Origin of the sequence: Enterobacter quasihormaechei (assembly GCF_004331385.1) — a bacterium.
Classification (GTDB): domain Bacteria; phylum Pseudomonadota; class Gammaproteobacteria; order Enterobacterales; family Enterobacteriaceae; genus Enterobacter; species Enterobacter quasihormaechei.
Genome location: NZ_SJON01000011.1, coordinates 75,391 through 89,227, shown reverse-complemented (window position 1 = coordinate 89,227; position 13,837 = coordinate 75,391). Strand labels below are relative to the sequence as shown.

At 57.9% G+C, this 13,837-nt stretch carries 15 protein-coding genes; 3 read left to right on the top strand and 12 right to left on the bottom strand.

Annotated features, from left to right (window positions below):
- Nucleotides 1-21: 21 nt before the first annotated feature.
- The gene (pldB, locus tag E0L16_RS15030; protein WP_063452180.1) at nucleotides 22-1,014 is read right to left on the bottom strand and encodes a lysophospholipase L2; all 993 of its coding nucleotides are present in this window, start codon (nucleotides 1,012-1,014) and stop codon (nucleotides 22-24) included.
- A gap of 111 nt (nucleotides 1,015-1,125) precedes the next feature.
- Here pldB and rhtB point away from each other — a divergent pair, with 111 nt between their 5' ends.
- Nucleotides 1,126-1,746, top strand: coding sequence for a homoserine/homoserine lactone efflux protein (rhtB, locus tag E0L16_RS15025; protein WP_028014786.1), 621 nt, complete (start codon nucleotides 1,126-1,128; stop codon nucleotides 1,744-1,746).
- On the opposite strand, the gene rhtC is transcribed toward rhtB, so the two are convergent.
- The 3 genes from rhtC to pldA form a co-directional block, all read right to left on the bottom strand.
- The gene (gene rhtC / locus E0L16_RS15020) at nucleotides 1,743-2,363 is read right to left on the bottom strand and encodes a threonine export protein RhtC (RefSeq protein WP_131637252.1); all 621 of its coding nucleotides are present in this window, start codon (nucleotides 2,361-2,363) and stop codon (nucleotides 1,743-1,745) included. The genes rhtB and rhtC overlap by 4 nt on opposite strands.
- Before the next feature lie 61 nt (nucleotides 2,364-2,424).
- Nucleotides 2,425-4,254, bottom strand: coding sequence for an ATP-dependent DNA helicase RecQ (recQ, locus tag E0L16_RS15015; RefSeq protein WP_063868856.1), 1,830 nt, complete (start codon nucleotides 4,252-4,254; stop codon nucleotides 2,425-2,427).
- 90 nt (nucleotides 4,255-4,344) lie between these two features.
- Nucleotides 4,345-5,214: a phospholipase A gene (gene pldA, locus E0L16_RS15010; RefSeq protein WP_063452178.1), complete on the bottom strand. Its 870-nt coding sequence runs from the start codon at nucleotides 5,212-5,214 to the stop codon at nucleotides 4,345-4,347.
- A gap of 160 nt (nucleotides 5,215-5,374) precedes the next feature.
- On the opposite strand from pldA, the gene yigI reads away from it, so the two are divergent.
- Together yigI and rarD are read left to right on the top strand one after the other, a co-directional pair.
- Entirely contained in the window at nucleotides 5,375-5,842 is a 468-nt protein-coding gene (gene yigI, locus E0L16_RS15005) for an acyl-CoA thioesterase YigI (RefSeq protein ID WP_006812366.1), read from the top strand.
- Between the two features lie 51 nt (nucleotides 5,843-5,893).
- On the top strand, nucleotides 5,894-6,790 hold the full coding sequence (rarD, locus tag E0L16_RS15000) for an EamA family transporter RarD (protein ID WP_063868855.1): 897 nt from the start codon (nucleotides 5,894-5,896) through the stop codon (nucleotides 6,788-6,790).
- Nucleotides 6,791-6,873: 83 nt separating this feature from the next.
- Here rarD and corA read toward each other — a convergent pair whose 3' ends face one another.
- The 8 genes from corA to lptM all read right to left on the bottom strand — a co-directional run bounded on the left by corA (nucleotide 6,874) and on the right by lptM (nucleotide 13,805).
- The gene (gene corA, locus E0L16_RS14995) at nucleotides 6,874-7,824 is read right to left on the bottom strand and encodes a magnesium/cobalt transporter CorA (RefSeq protein WP_063868853.1); all 951 of its coding nucleotides are present in this window, start codon (nucleotides 7,822-7,824) and stop codon (nucleotides 6,874-6,876) included.
- Between the two features lie 150 nt (nucleotides 7,825-7,974).
- A complete protein-coding gene (gene ysgD, locus E0L16_RS22235; RefSeq protein ID WP_212743980.1) occupies nucleotides 7,975-8,031 on the bottom strand; it encodes a YsgD/CorL family protein in 57 nt (18 codons plus the stop codon).
- Nucleotides 8,032-8,180: 149 nt separating this feature from the next.
- Nucleotides 8,181-10,343 carry a DNA helicase II gene (gene uvrD / locus E0L16_RS14985; protein WP_063868850.1) on the bottom strand — a complete coding sequence of 721 codons (2,163 nt, stop codon included), beginning with the start codon at nucleotides 10,341-10,343 and terminating at the stop codon, nucleotides 8,181-8,183.
- Nucleotides 10,344-10,422: 79 nt separating this feature from the next.
- On the bottom strand, nucleotides 10,423-11,139 hold the full coding sequence (gene yigB, locus E0L16_RS14980) for a 5-amino-6-(5-phospho-D-ribitylamino)uracil phosphatase YigB (RefSeq protein ID WP_112792050.1): 717 nt from the start codon (nucleotides 11,137-11,139) through the stop codon (nucleotides 10,423-10,425).
- Nucleotides 11,139-12,041: a tyrosine recombinase XerC gene (xerC, locus tag E0L16_RS14975; RefSeq protein ID WP_063868846.1), complete on the bottom strand. Its 903-nt coding sequence runs from the start codon at nucleotides 12,039-12,041 to the stop codon at nucleotides 11,139-11,141. Before xerC ends, yigB begins: the two co-directional genes overlap by 1 nt.
- A complete protein-coding gene (locus E0L16_RS14970) occupies nucleotides 12,038-12,745 on the bottom strand; it encodes a DUF484 domain-containing protein (protein ID WP_063868844.1) in 708 nt (235 codons plus the stop codon). The genes xerC and E0L16_RS14970 overlap by 4 nt, the downstream gene beginning before the upstream one ends.
- Entirely contained in the window at nucleotides 12,742-13,566 is an 825-nt protein-coding gene (gene dapF, locus E0L16_RS14965) for a diaminopimelate epimerase (RefSeq protein WP_022646661.1), read from the bottom strand. The genes E0L16_RS14970 and dapF overlap by 4 nt, the downstream gene beginning before the upstream one ends.
- Before the next feature lie 35 nt (nucleotides 13,567-13,601).
- Complete coding sequence (gene lptM / locus E0L16_RS14960) at nucleotides 13,602-13,805, bottom strand: LPS translocon maturation chaperone LptM (protein WP_006812373.1); 204 nt, start codon at nucleotides 13,803-13,805, stop codon at nucleotides 13,602-13,604.
- Nucleotides 13,806-13,837: the final 32 nt, after the last annotated feature.

Genomic DNA, 13,837 nt, shown 5'->3' with positions numbered 1-13,837 from the left:
AACCTCTGGTGAAAACAGTAATCAGTTATGCCTGTTGAAAAATTCAACAATAGCGTTGAGCGCGACTGAGCGCATAGCGTCCTTTTCGAAAAGGATCTCATGGTACGCGCCGTTGATGACAAGCGGTTTACCCCCTTCACACGGGTGGCCCGCCGCGGCGCGCAGTTCACAGTATCGATCGTGCATGCGGTTATCCACCACACGCTCTTCCTCCGCCTGAATCAGAAGCGTCGGCGTGTCATCATCACCCACGCCCGCCAGCACCTGCTCGCCGGCGTGAATGCCTTCCCGCACCCAGTGCCAGGTCGGGCCACCGACGCGTAAGCGCGGCTCATCGGCATAAAAGCGCAGGTTACGGCGATAGCGCTGCCGGCTGTGGGTTAACACGTTGATGGCAAAAGGCAGCGCCCGCCAGCGCCCTGTCCCGATGGCATAATTTTCCCGAATACGCTGATGGCCCTCAGCCCAGTCGAGAAGATGGCGTACCATCCAGTCAGGGAAACGAATCACAATGCCATACATCGGCGCGGTAAGCGCGATGGCATCGCACTGGTGATCGTAGCGCTGCAAAAACAGCGTGGAAATGGCGCCGCCCATGGAGTGCGCCAGTATATAGCGCTTGCGCCACGGGCCTGGCTGCACTTCCTGCTCCCAGAACGCGGCGAAATCGTCGACGTAATCGCTGAAGTTATCCACGTGGCCGCGATGGGTATCCGGCAGCAACCGGCCTGAAAGCCCCTGCCCGCGATGGTCGATAATTAATACGTCGAAGCCCAGATGGAACAGGTCATACGCCAGCTCGGCATATTTGACGTAACTTTCGATACGGCCGGGGCAGACCACAATCACCCGGTCATTTTTTTCATCACGGAAACGAACGAAGCGTACCGGGATCCCTCCGACGCCCGTAAATTCATCTTCCTCTCGCTGGCGCCAGAAATCGCTCAGCGGCCCCATGGAGAAAGCCGCAAATGCGTTTTCTCGTGTTTCCCAGTCCTTTTTCTGCTGAAACATTGGGTTTCCACCCCCCGTAATCCAGGGAATATAGTTTTTTTCGTCATCGGTCACAAAATGACTCAACAATAGCGTATTGTGGCATAAAAACAGACGATCCGGGAGTTTCAAATGACCTTCGAGTGGTGGTTCGCTTATCTGCTGACATCCATCATCCTCAGCCTTTCACCCGGCTCCGGGGCCATCAATACCATGACCACCTCCATCAACCACGGCTATCGCGGCGCGGCGGCGTCGATTGCCGGTTTACAGACCGGGCTTGGCATTCACATTGTGCTGGTGGGGATTGGCCTGGGGACGCTGTTCTCCCGTTCGGTGCTGGCGTTTGAAGTGCTGAAGTGGGCCGGTGCGGCGTATCTGATTTGGCTGGGCATTCAGCAGTGGCGCGCGGCTGGCTCAATTGACCTGAATACGCTCTCCCGGACGCAAACACGCGGCCATCTGTTTAAGCGCGCGGTGTTCGTTAACCTGACCAACCCAAAAAGCATCGTGTTCCTCGCCGCCCTGTTCCCGCAGTTTATCGTGCCGCATCAGCCTCAGGTCATGCAGTATGTGGTGCTCGGCGCGACCACCATTATTGTCGATATCATTGTGATGATTGGTTACGCGACGCTGGCGCAGCGAATTGCGGCGTGGATCAAAGGGCCTAAGCAGATGAAGGCCCTGAATAAAGTCTTTGGTTCGCTGTTTATGCTGGTTGGCGCGCTGCTTGCGTCAGCGCGTCATGCTTAGCGAGAAATGATGAGATGAATGCCGAAGCCGGCGAACAGCGCGCCGGCAAAGCCGTCGATCCACTTCGCGATACGCTGGTAGCCGCGACGCATTGCCGGTAAGGCGAACAGGCTGGCAACAATAGTGAACCAGGCGAACGTCTCAACGACGATCAGCAGGAAGATCCCCCAGCGCGCGCCCGCGCCGACGCTATCACCCACAAACAGCGAGAACACGGAGCCGAAATAGATAATCGCTTTCGGGTTCGCCAGGTTGGTCAGGAGACCTTTCACAAAGCTTCGTCCGCCCGTTGCCAGCTCAACCTTTGGCTCTTCCGGCTTTTTCTCTTCTTTCTTCAGCGCCCCGCGCAGCATCTGATAGCCCATCCAGCACAGGTACAGTCCACCGCCGACCATAATGATGTCGTGTAGCCACGCCATCTTCGCCAGGATCAGGTTCAGCCCGAGCAGCGCAACCGCCGCCCAGACCATGACGCCCATGGTAATACCGAGCACACCCATCATCGCCTCTTTGCGGGAGCGGCTGACGGCCGTTTGTGATACGAAGAAAAAGTCAGGGCCAGGGCTCATCAGCGCAACGATATGCACTAACGCCACGGTGAGAAATAGCATTAACATAATTAGCTCGCGGGGAAATAATTCAGTGAGTCATCATCCTGGCACTTTTTCGCCCGGCTGACTACTCCTCATCATCACCATCGGCGTGAGAGCGGATGAGCGCCATAAATTCTTTACCAAAGCGCTCCAGCTTGCGCGTACCGACGCCGTTGACGCTGAGCATTTCGCTGGCGCTGAGCGGCATCTGCTCGGCCATCTCAATCAGCGTCGCGTCGTTGAACACCACGTATGGCGGGATGTTCTCTTCATCCGCAATGGCCTTGCGCAGCTTACGCAGCTTGGCGAACAGCTTGCGATCGTAGTTGCCGCCGTAGGATTTTTGCATCACACGCGGCTTGAGGGCGACGACGCGCGGCACGGCGAGCTTCAGCTCCACCTCGCCGCGCAGGACCGGCCGCGCCGCTTCGGTGAGCTGAAGCGCAGAGTGCTGGGCGATATTTTGCGTGGCAAAGCCGAGGTGGATCAGCTGGCGGATAATGCTCACCCAGTGCTCGTGGCTCTGATCTTTACCGATGCCGTAAACCGGCAGCTTGTCGTGACCCATGTCGCGGATACGCTGGTTGTTGGCACCGCGCAGCACTTCCACCACGTAGCCCATCCCGAAGCGCTGGTTCACGCGTCCGATAGTCGAGAGCGCTTTACGCGCGTCCATCAGGCCATCGTATTGCTTTGGTGGGTCGAGGCAGATATCGCAGTTGCCGCACGGTGCCTGTCGTCCTTCACCAAAGTAGTTGAGCAGCACCAGACGGCGGCAGGTTTGCGCTTCGGCAAAGGCCCCCATCGCGTTGAGCTTGTGGCGTTCGATATCCTGCAACTGCCCCTGCGGTTTCTCTTCCAGACAGCGGCGCAGCCACGCCATATCCGCCGGATCGTAAAACAGCATCGCTTCCGCAGGCAGGCCATCACGCCCCGCGCGGCCGGTTTCCTGATAGTAGGATTCAATGTTGCGCGGAATGTCGAAATGCACCACAAAGCGCACGTTGGGCTTGTTGATCCCCATCCCGAACGCCACCGTCGCGACGACGATTTGCAGGTCGTCGCGCTGGAATTTCTCCTGCACCTCGGCGCGGATGTGGTTCTCCAGCCCGGCGTGATAGGCCGCGGCGCTAAAGCCGCGGTTTTGCAGACGCGCGGCGGTGTCTTCCACCTTCGCGCGGCTGTTGCAGTAGATAATGCCGGACTTGCCGCGCTGCTCCTGCACGTAGCGCAGGAGCTGATCCAACGGCTTGAATTTTTCCATCAGCATGTAGCGGATGTTCGGTCTATCGAAGCTGCTGACCTGGATGTACGGATCTTTCAGCCCCAGCAGGCGAACGATATCCAGACGCGTGGTGTCGTCCGCCGTGGCGGTAAGCGCCATAAACGGCAGCTCGGGGAAGCGCTGACGCAGCTGGCCGAGCGCGGCATATTCCGGGCGGAAGTCGTGCCCCCACTGGGAGATACAGTGCGCTTCATCCACCGCCAGCAGGACCGGGTTCCAGTGCGCCAGGTTTTCGAGGAAGTTGTCCAGCATCAGGCGCTCTGGCGCGATATACAGCAGACGAACCTGTCCGGTGCGGCACCCGGCCATCACCTCTTGCTGCTGCTCGCGGGTTTGCGTTGAGTTAAGACAGGCCGCCGCCACGCCGTTGGCGAGCAGCTGGTCGACCTGGTCTTTCATCAGGGAAATAAGGGGCGATACCACGACCGTCAGGCCGTTAAGCACCAGCGCGGGCACCTGATAGCAGAGCGATTTACCGCCGCCGGTCGGCATCACCACCAGGCAATCGCGGCCTTCCAGCACGGTTTCAATGATGGTTTCCTGGCCAGGACGGAACTGCTGGTAGCCAAAGGTTTCATGCAAAACCTGTTTAGCCAGCGATTCCTGATTCAATACTTCCGCCTGCGCCACGTTAACCCCATATGCCAGAAATGAAACAGGCGCTATTTTCAGCGCCTGAGAGAGAAACTTCAACGTTTAACGCAAAAACATTCGAGCAGCTTAGAAAATATCGTTCAGCATGACGCCCACACCGACGCGGGTCTGGTTGAAGTTGTAGTCGATCAGCGATTCGCCGTAGCCGCTATACACCTGGGTATAGAGACGCACGTGTTTCGTCACCGGGTAGCTCAGGCCCAGCTCAGCGCCGCCGTATCCGGTGTTCCAGTTGTACTGACCTTTGGCGCTCAGCACCGCGTCACCCAGCTGATAGCCCACCTTAAGCTGATAGTAGCCCATGTATTTGGTGATATCCGGGTTGTCATCGGTGCTGCCCACCACGTACCACGGCTTCACTTCCACCATGAAATTGCCGTTCTGCGCCATCAGACGCGTATAGACGCGGTTCCAGCTGCGTGAGGTTGGGTCGGAACGACCGTTGGAATCGTGGTTATAACCCACCTCTACGTCGCGCAGCGTCCAGCCTGCAAACTCATAATCGGTGGCGAAACCGAGGAACAGCTGCGGCTCATAGTTGGTTTCGCGGAACGGTGAAGATTCGCCGCTGTTGGAGAGCTGCCACCATGACTTCTGCGTGTAGGACGCGCCGAGCACCGAGTTCGGCCCCAGGATGCCGCGCCAGAACGGGAAGGCGAGGCTGAGCTGGAACTTCACCTCATCTTTACGCGCATTATCAGACCAGTTATAGGAACTTATCGCCTCTTTGTTGAGATCGCTGGTCTGGGTGTAGATCACGTAGTTTGTGTCATAGGGGTACAGCGTGAACGGATTGTCGTGCTCCTGAAGCATATTGGCGATGATGCTGCCCTGAACGGCAGGTTTATCATGCACTTCTTTGATCGTCGCTTCCTGCGCATATGCTGTGAGGGGCAGCGCAACCGCCGCCAGTAACCAACCCAGATACGTCCGCATCGGTGGTGTTCTCCTGAAATTGTGACATTTAATGAATAGTTTTGTCTGCGCATTCTACAGACTTCTGCGATAACTTCCGCTTCCTCGTTTCTTAAAGTGGCATTCCTTTATCCTGAAGCATAAAATCAACATTTTATTAACAACAAGGATGCCACGTCTGATGTCAGCCACGCTAACCGCCGAAGAAACGTTAAAACTCGTGGGCGAGATTTTTGTGTACCACATGCCGTTTAACCGTGCACTGGGTCTTGAGCTGGAACGATACGAAAAAGACTTTGCTCAGCTTAGCTTCAATAATCAGCCAATGATGGTGGGCAACTGGGCGCAAAGCATTTTGCATGGCGGGGTGATTGCCTCTGCGCTGGACGTGGCGGCCGGTCTGGTGTGCGTGGGCAGCACGCTGACGCGCCACGACACCATCAACGAAGATGAGTTACGCCAGCGCCTGTCGCGCATGGGAACCATCGATTTACGCGTCGACTACCTGCGACCAGGACGAGGAAACCGCTTTACCTGCACCAGCAGCCTGCTGCGTGCCGGGAATAAAGTTGCCGTTGCCCGCGTTGAGCTGCATAACGAAGAGCAGGTTTATATCGCCAGCGCAACCGCCACTTATATGGTGGGTTGAGGCGGCAAATTCGGGTAAAATTGATTCACTTTTTTGTAACGGATTTTCCCGATGGATGCTAAACAGACGCGGCAGGGCGTTTTACTCGCCCTTGCCGCTTATTTTATTTGGGGTATCGCGCCGGCGTACTTCAAGCTTATCGCCTATGTCCCGGCGGACGAAATCCTCACCCACCGCGTCATCTGGTCGTTTTTCTTTATGATCGCGCTGATGAGCATCAGCCGTCAGTGGTCAGGCGTCAAAACGCTGCTGAAAACGCCGAAGAAGGTCTTCCTGCTCGCGCTTTCCGCAGTGCTGATCGGCGGCAACTGGCTGCTGTTCATCTGGGCGGTGAATAACCATCATATGCTCGAAGCGAGCCTGGGGTACTTCATTAACCCGCTGGTGAATATCGTGCTGGGGATGATTTTCCTCGGCGAGCGCTTCCGTCGGATGCAGTGGGTGGCGGTGATTCTGGCCTTCTGCGGCGTGCTGGTGCAGCTGTGGACCTTTGGCTCGCTGCCGATTATCGCCCTCGGCCTGGCGTTCAGCTTTGCCTTCTACGGCCTGGTGCGTAAGAAGATTGCGGTGGAAGCGCAGACGGGCATGCTGTTTGAAACCTTGTGGCTGCTGCCGGTCGCGGCAATCTATCTGTTCGGTATTGCCGACAGCGCCACCAGCCACATGGGCAGCAACCCCTGGTCGTTAAACCTGATGCTGATGGCCGCAGGCGTGGTCACGACGATTCCCCTGCTGTGCTTCACCGGCGCGGCAACGCGTCTGCGCCTCTCCACGCTGGGTTTCTTCCAGTACATTGGCCCGACGCTGATGTTCCTGTTGGCAGTGGTATTTTACGGCGAAGTGCCGGGTGCGGATAAGATGGTGACCTTCGCCTTTATCTGGGTAGCGTTGGCCATCTTTGTTGCGGATGCGATCTATACCCAGCGCAGGACCCGCAGAGGGGTGTAGTGCTTTTTTGCCGGATGGCGGCTGCGCCTATCCGGCCTACAAGATCTGTAGGCCCGGTAAGCGTAGCGCCACCGGGCGAACTCTCAAAGCCAGTTCTTCCGCTTAAAGTACAGATACGGCGCCAGCCCGGCGAGGATCATAAAGATAATCGCCCCCGGGTAACCAAAGCTCCACTTCAGCTCCGGCATAAACTCAAAGTTCATCCCGTAGCTGGACGCCACCAGCGTCGGCGGCAGGAACACCACGGAGACCACCGAGAAGATCTTGATGATGCGGTTCTGCTCAATGTTGATAAAGCCCATCGCCGCCTGCATCAGGAAGTTGACCTTCTGGAACAGGGATTCGTTGTGCGGCAGCAGGGATTCGATATCGCGTAAAATCTCACGCGCCTGCTCCAGCTGACCGCCCGGCAGACGCGCCTTGCGCACCAGGAAGTTCAGCGCGCGCTGGGTATCCATCAGACACAAACGCACCTTCCAGCCGATATCTTCCAGCTCCGCCAGCGTGGACAACGCTTCGTCGTATTCATCGCCCTGATGGCCTTCCATGATCACGCGGCTCAGCTTTTCCAGGTCGCTGTAGATGTTTTCGATTTCATCCGCCAGCTGTTCGATTTTGGTTTCGAACAGATCCAGCAGCAGCTCATAGGCGTTTCCGTCTATCATCGCCTGGCTGCGGGCACGCATGCGGTAGAGACGAAACGCCGGCAGTTCGCGCTCGCGCAGGGTGAACAGGCGGCCATCGCGGATGGTGAACGCCACGGTAGAGTTCCCCGCGTGGTCTTCGGCATCTTCAAAAAAGAAGAAGGAGTGAATGTGCAGGCCGTCTTCGTCTTCAAAAAAACGGGCGGATGCTTCGATGTCTTCCAGTTCCGGGCGTGTCGCCAGGCTTTGCCCCAGTTCAGATTGTACGCGAAGGCGTTCATCGTCGTCCGGCTCGACCAGATCCACCCATACGGCATCAATGAGGGGCTGTGACTCTTCGGCTTCAAGCCGAGTCAGTCGGTTATTTTCGAGTTGAAATGCGCTCAACATGACCGGGACTCCCAATGCAAAAAATATCGGACAGTTCGGTGGGCACACAGAAACAAATTGGGTTTCAGACCATTAAACAGCCTGACTCAGCGCGACGGGAAAAATGCAGTCGCTGACAACCACTAAGGCCATCAGCAAGAGGAGATAGCCTTAGGAGTTGTTCCTGGATGACAGGGAATTGAGCCAGTATCTACTGGGTGTGTCCAAGGCGAATGTCCTCTTAGCGTAATCGTGCGCGCATGTTACGCCAGCAATAACTGTGGCGTCAACACGCAACGGAACGCTGAAGGGCATTAATTGACCTTCAGCGTATAAGGCTAGCAGATTATTACAAAATAGTGATATTTTTCTGAAAGTTACACACTTTCCAGCCTGGCATAGGCTGCCACCAGCCATTTGATCCCCTGCCCCTGGAACGCTACCTGCAAGCGGCTGTGCTCGCCGCTGCCTTCCAGGTTGACGATGGTGCCTTCGCCAAATTTAGCGTGGCGCACGCGCTGGCCCAGCTTGTACCCGGTGTCGGTTTCAGAGATTGGCGACCCCATACGCTGATGGCTGACCGGACGGCTGATGCTGGCGCGCAAGCGCACCTCTTCCACGCACTCCTCGGGCAGCTCGCCGATAAAGCGCGACGGACGGTGATACACCTCTTTCCCGTACAGGCGGCGGGTTTCCGCGTAGGTCAGGGTCAGCTTCTGCATCGCACGGGTCACGCCCACGTAGGCCAGACGACGCTCTTCTTCCAGACGCCCGCCTTCATCCAGCGACATCTGGCTCGGGAACATGCCTTCTTCCATCCCGACGATAAACACCTGCGGGAACTCCAGACCTTTGGCGGAGTGCAGGGTCATCAGCTGAACCGCATCCTGCCAGGTATCGGCCTGCCCTTCCCCCGCCTCCAGCGCGGCGTGAGAGAGGAATGCCTGCAACGGCATCAGATCTTCGTCTTCTTCGTTGTAGCTGAACTGGCGCGTTGCCGTGACCAGTTCCTCTAAGTTCTCTATACGGGTCTGCCCCTTTTCGCCTTTTTCCTGCTCGTACATGGTGCGCAGGCCGGAATCTTTGATCACCCGGTCGGTCTGTACGTGCAGCGGCATGTCGGCGGTTTCCTGCGCCAGCGCGTCAATTAATTCCAGGAAGCGCTGCAACGCGCTGGCGGCGCGTCCGGCGAGGGCTTTTTCCTGCAACAGCTCGCGGCACGCCTGCCACAGCGTAAGCTGACGATCGCGCGAGGCCTGGCGCACCACGTCCAGCGTGCGATCGCCGATGCCGCGCGTCGGCGTGTTCACCACGCGCTCAAACGCCGCATCGTCGTTACGGTTGGCAATCAGACGCAGATACGAGAGCGCATCTTTGATCTCCTGACGTTCGAAGAAGCGCATACCGCCATAAATACGGTACGGCATGCTCACCTGCAACAGCGCCTCTTCCAGCACGCGCGACTGGGCGTTGCTGCGATAGAGAATGGCGCACTGCTCCAGCGCGCCGCCGTTGTCCTGCCAGGTTTTAATGCGGTTCACCACGAAGCGCGCTTCGTCGAGTTCGTTGAAGGCGCAGTAAATCGAAATAGGTTCGCCGTCGACGCCGTCGGTCCACAGCTTTTTACCCAGGCGCCCGTTGTTATTCTCAATCAGGGCGTTGGCCGCGCTCAGAATATTGCTGGTTGAGCGGTAGTTCTGCTCCAGACGGATGGTTTGCGCGCCGGGGAAATCGTTGAGGAAGCGCTGGATGTTTTCCACCTGCGCGCCGCGCCAGCCATAGATAGACTGGTCGTCATCGCCGACGATCATCACCTTGCCGGTATCACCGGCCAGCAGGCGGATCCACGCGTACTGGATGTTGTTGGTATCCTGAAATTCGTCCACCAGGATGTTGGTGAAGCGTTCACGGTAGTGTTGCAGGATATGCGGTTTGTTGAGCCACAGCTCATGGGCGCGCAGCAGCAGCTCGGCGAAATCCACCAGGCCGGCGCGGTCGCATGCTTCCTGATAGGCCTTGTAGACGTTCTGCCAGGTCTGCTCGACCGGATTACCGAAGCTCTGGATATGGTGCGGACGCAGCCCTTCGTCTTTCTGACCGTTGATGTACCACATCGCCTGACGCGGAGGCCACTGCTTCTCGTCGAGGTTCATCGCCTTGATCAGGCGCTTCAGCAGGCGCAGCTGGTCTTCGCTGTCGAGGATCTGAAAATCCTGCGGCAGGTTAGCGTCCATATGGTGCGCGCGCAGCAGACGGTGCGCCAGGCCGTGGAAGGTGCCAACCCACATGCCGCCCTGGCTGGTGCCCATCAGCTGTGCGATACGGTGGCGCATCTCTGCCGCCGCCTTGTTGGTAAACGTCACGGCCATAATTGAGTACGGCGAGCAGTTCTCCACGCTCTGGAGCCAGGCGATACGGTGAACCAGCACGCGCGTCTTACCACTGCCCGCTCCAGCCAGTACCAGCAGGTTTGTACGCGAGGCGGCAACCGCATCACGTTGTTTATCATTAAGGCTGTCGAGCAGGTAAGAAACGTCCATTGGCACCGTCACGTCATGTCGGGCAGGCAAATGTTTCCATTCGCCAAAACCCTGTTAATTTATACAGAACAATTGATGATTATATCAGCGTCGTGAGGGATGCCAACCGTGAAATTTCCACGTGCGGCAGAAGACGGCTGTCCAGGGTGGTCATCAGATCGGCGTTTTCCGGCTTGATCCAGCAGGCCTGCATACCGCAGCGGATCGCCCCGGCGACGTCCGTGGTGAGGTCATCGCCCACGTGCAGGATTTCGCCGAGCGGCAAATCCAGTTTTTCCGCCGCCAGGTGATACATATCGTTAAACGGCTTCGAGCGCCCGTGCGGGCCCGCGCGCAGCACGAACTGAAAATAGTCACCTAAGCCGAACAGCTCGGGCTGAGCGTTGCCGTTGGTGATGGCCACCAGCGGCCACTTACTGGCCAGTTTCGCCAGCGTGTCGTGCGTCTCCTGCGGCACATCGATGCGGCTGCGCCATTTGGCGAAGTTTTCCATGGCCGCTTCGGCCCCCGTGGCCGCATCCTGCGCGCTCAGGCCGGCGTTGAGCATCGCCTGCTCAACCGCCCGGCGACGCCATTCGGTCACGTCGTGGTAAATCTCCGGTTCGGTTTCCCGCAGGGACTGACGCAGCTGCTGGAAGTCTTTGTTCTGCATCGCTTTCAGCGCAGGATGGTAGTTCTGCACAAACGTCAGCGACTCCTGCTCGGTACGCAGGATCACCGGACGGTTATCATAAAGAGTGTCATCAAGGTCAAACGTCAGGGCTGATATCTGACCGAGTGGGCGGTAAAAACGCATTATTTCCCCCGTTTGGCGCGTGGATGCGCCGCGTCATACACCGAGGCAAGGTGTTGGAAGTCTAAATGGGTATAGATTTGGGTGGTCGACAGATTCGCGTGGCCGAGCAGCTCCTGCACGCCGCGCAGGTCGCCGCTTGATTCCAGCATGTGCGTCGCAAAGGAGTGGCGCAGCTTGTGCGGATGCACGTGGCTGTTCAGCCCCTGCTTGATGCCCCACTCCGCAAAGCGCTTCTGCACGTTACGCGCGGAGATCCGCTTGCCAAGCTTCGACAAAAACAGCGCATCTTCTTCGGCGCCAAACAGCCCGCGCAGATCCAGCCAGTGCTCAATCCAGGAGACGGCGTTGCGGCCAATCGGCAGGCGGCGCTCTTTGCTGCCCTTGCCCATCACCCACACTTCGCCCGTTTCCAGGTCGAGATGTTTTATATCGAGATTGACCAGCTCGGACAGACGCAGCCCGGCACCGTACATCACCTCCAGCATCGCGCGGTCGCGCACGGCCAGCGGATCGTTAAGATCGATATCCAGCAGGCGGTTTACGTCGTCGACGTCGATATTTTTCGGCAGATGGCGTGGGGCTTTTGGCGTGGCGATCCCTTTTGCCGGGTTAGCTTTCAGCTTGCCCTGACTGACCAGCCAGTCGAAAAAGCTGCGCAGGGCAGAGAGCCGGAGCGCCAGGCTCGCCGGGCTTAAGTTTTTTTTACGGCTACGCACGACGAATCCGCGTACCGTGGCGGCGTCACATTGTTGCCAGCTTTTCAGGCCGATTTCATCGGCAATCTGCATGATGGCATCAAGCTGACGCTGATAGTTGAGCAGCGTAATGGGGCTGAGCTGACGCTCTACGCCCAGATAGCGCAGAAAACGCGAGACGTCAGTGGCAAGCAGTGCGTCCGTCATACGCGCTCAATCCAGCGCTCCAGCAGCTCAGGCAGCATCAGGGCGATTTCCTGTAGCAGCTGCGTGCCCTGCCCCTGCTCATAATGATGCGCGTCGCGGCTGGTAAATAACATCACGCCCAGGTCACCATCACGCCCCATCAGCGACATCGCCACCGAGCCAATAGCTTTGGCTTCCGGCAGCACCACCAACAGCTCGGGTCCGTTAAGCGGCCCCAGATAGTGGTGCTCATGGCCCAGACGCTGAATGCGCAGCGGCTCAAATGCCTGACGGCTAAGCGCCAGATGGGTAAACCCGGACGGCGCGCCAATGCGCCACCGGTCAGGGAACAGGCGGAGAGTTGCGCCTGCCAGCCCCAGCTCGCGCGCCCAGCGGTGGAAGCGGTTGAGAAACTCTTCGAGACTGTGCGCAGACGCCAGGCGCGCCTGGAGGTGCAGAAGACGGTGGAACAGGCTTTCGTTATTGCTGGCCTGCTCCATCAGCAGCGTCATGTTCTCTTCGAGCTGATGGATGTGATTGCGCGAGCGCGCCATGTGCCATTCAACCAGCGACACGGTCTCGCGAACCGGATGCGGCACGCGCATCCGTTCGACAACGCGTGCATTGCGGATAAAAAACTCAGGATTGTGCAGCAGGTAATCCACAACGGCGCTGTCGTCCAGCTCGGTTAAGGGTTCCCGCAGTTCTTCCCCTGGTTGCTTCATAGATGGATAAACCCGTCATAAACATGTGTCGCCGGGCCAGTCATGTACAGTGGATGACCCGCTCCTTTCCAGGCGATATCAAGACGCCCGCCCGGTAATTCCACGCGAACCTCTTCTGCCAGTAACCCCTGCGAGATGCCCACGGCCACCGCCGCACAGGCACCGCTTCCGCAGGCCTGGGTTTCGCCTGCGCCGCGCTCGTAAACCCGCAGGCGAATGTGTTCACGCTTCACCACCTGCATGAAACCGATGTTCGCCCGCTCCGGGAAGCGCTCGTGGCTTTCCAGCACCGGGCCGAGCGTTTCGACCGCGGCGGTTTGCACATCATCCACCTGAATCACGCAGTGCGGGTTACCCATTGAGACAACGCCACACAATACTGTCTGCTCGGCGGCGCGCATAATATAGGTCTTTTCCGCTTTGTTGGCGCGAAACGGCACGGCAGAAGGCTCGAAGTTTGGCTCGCCCATGTTCACGCGCACCAGTTCGTCGTCGGTGACGCTGAGCACCATCCGACCGTTGGCGGTGCTGACGCGGATATCGCGCTTGTTGGTGAGCCCCTTTAGCCGAACAAAGCGGGCAAAACAGCGCGCGCCATTGCCGCACTGGGACACTTCGCTGCCGTCGGCGTTAAAAATGCGGTAGTGAAAGTCCAGGTCAGGATCGTAAGGAGGCTCCACCACCAGCAGCTGGTCAAACCCGACGCCCACGTGTCGATCCGCCAGACGACGGATCAGCTCCGGAGAGAAAAAGACATTCTGCGTTACCGCGTCGACGACCATAAAGTCGTTGCCAAGGCCATGCATTTTAGAGAACTGCATCATTTGCTCCATTGCGCGGGTACAGAACGTAATTGTCAGAGATTGACCTGAGTCGGGCCACCGTTATTGCCGCGATCGTTGGTATCCGGCGTAGATGACTCGATACCACTTTGCACCGGTTTTGTCGGCGGTGGTGCGTTTTTATCCTCTGGCGGGAAGTAAAGTGGTCCCTTCAGTCCACAGCCGGTCAGGCTAAACAGAGTGACAAGAACGGCAAGCGTTCGAAAGACGTTTTTCATGTAGAGGTTGCCCGTAAGTTCAAATCTGTTTC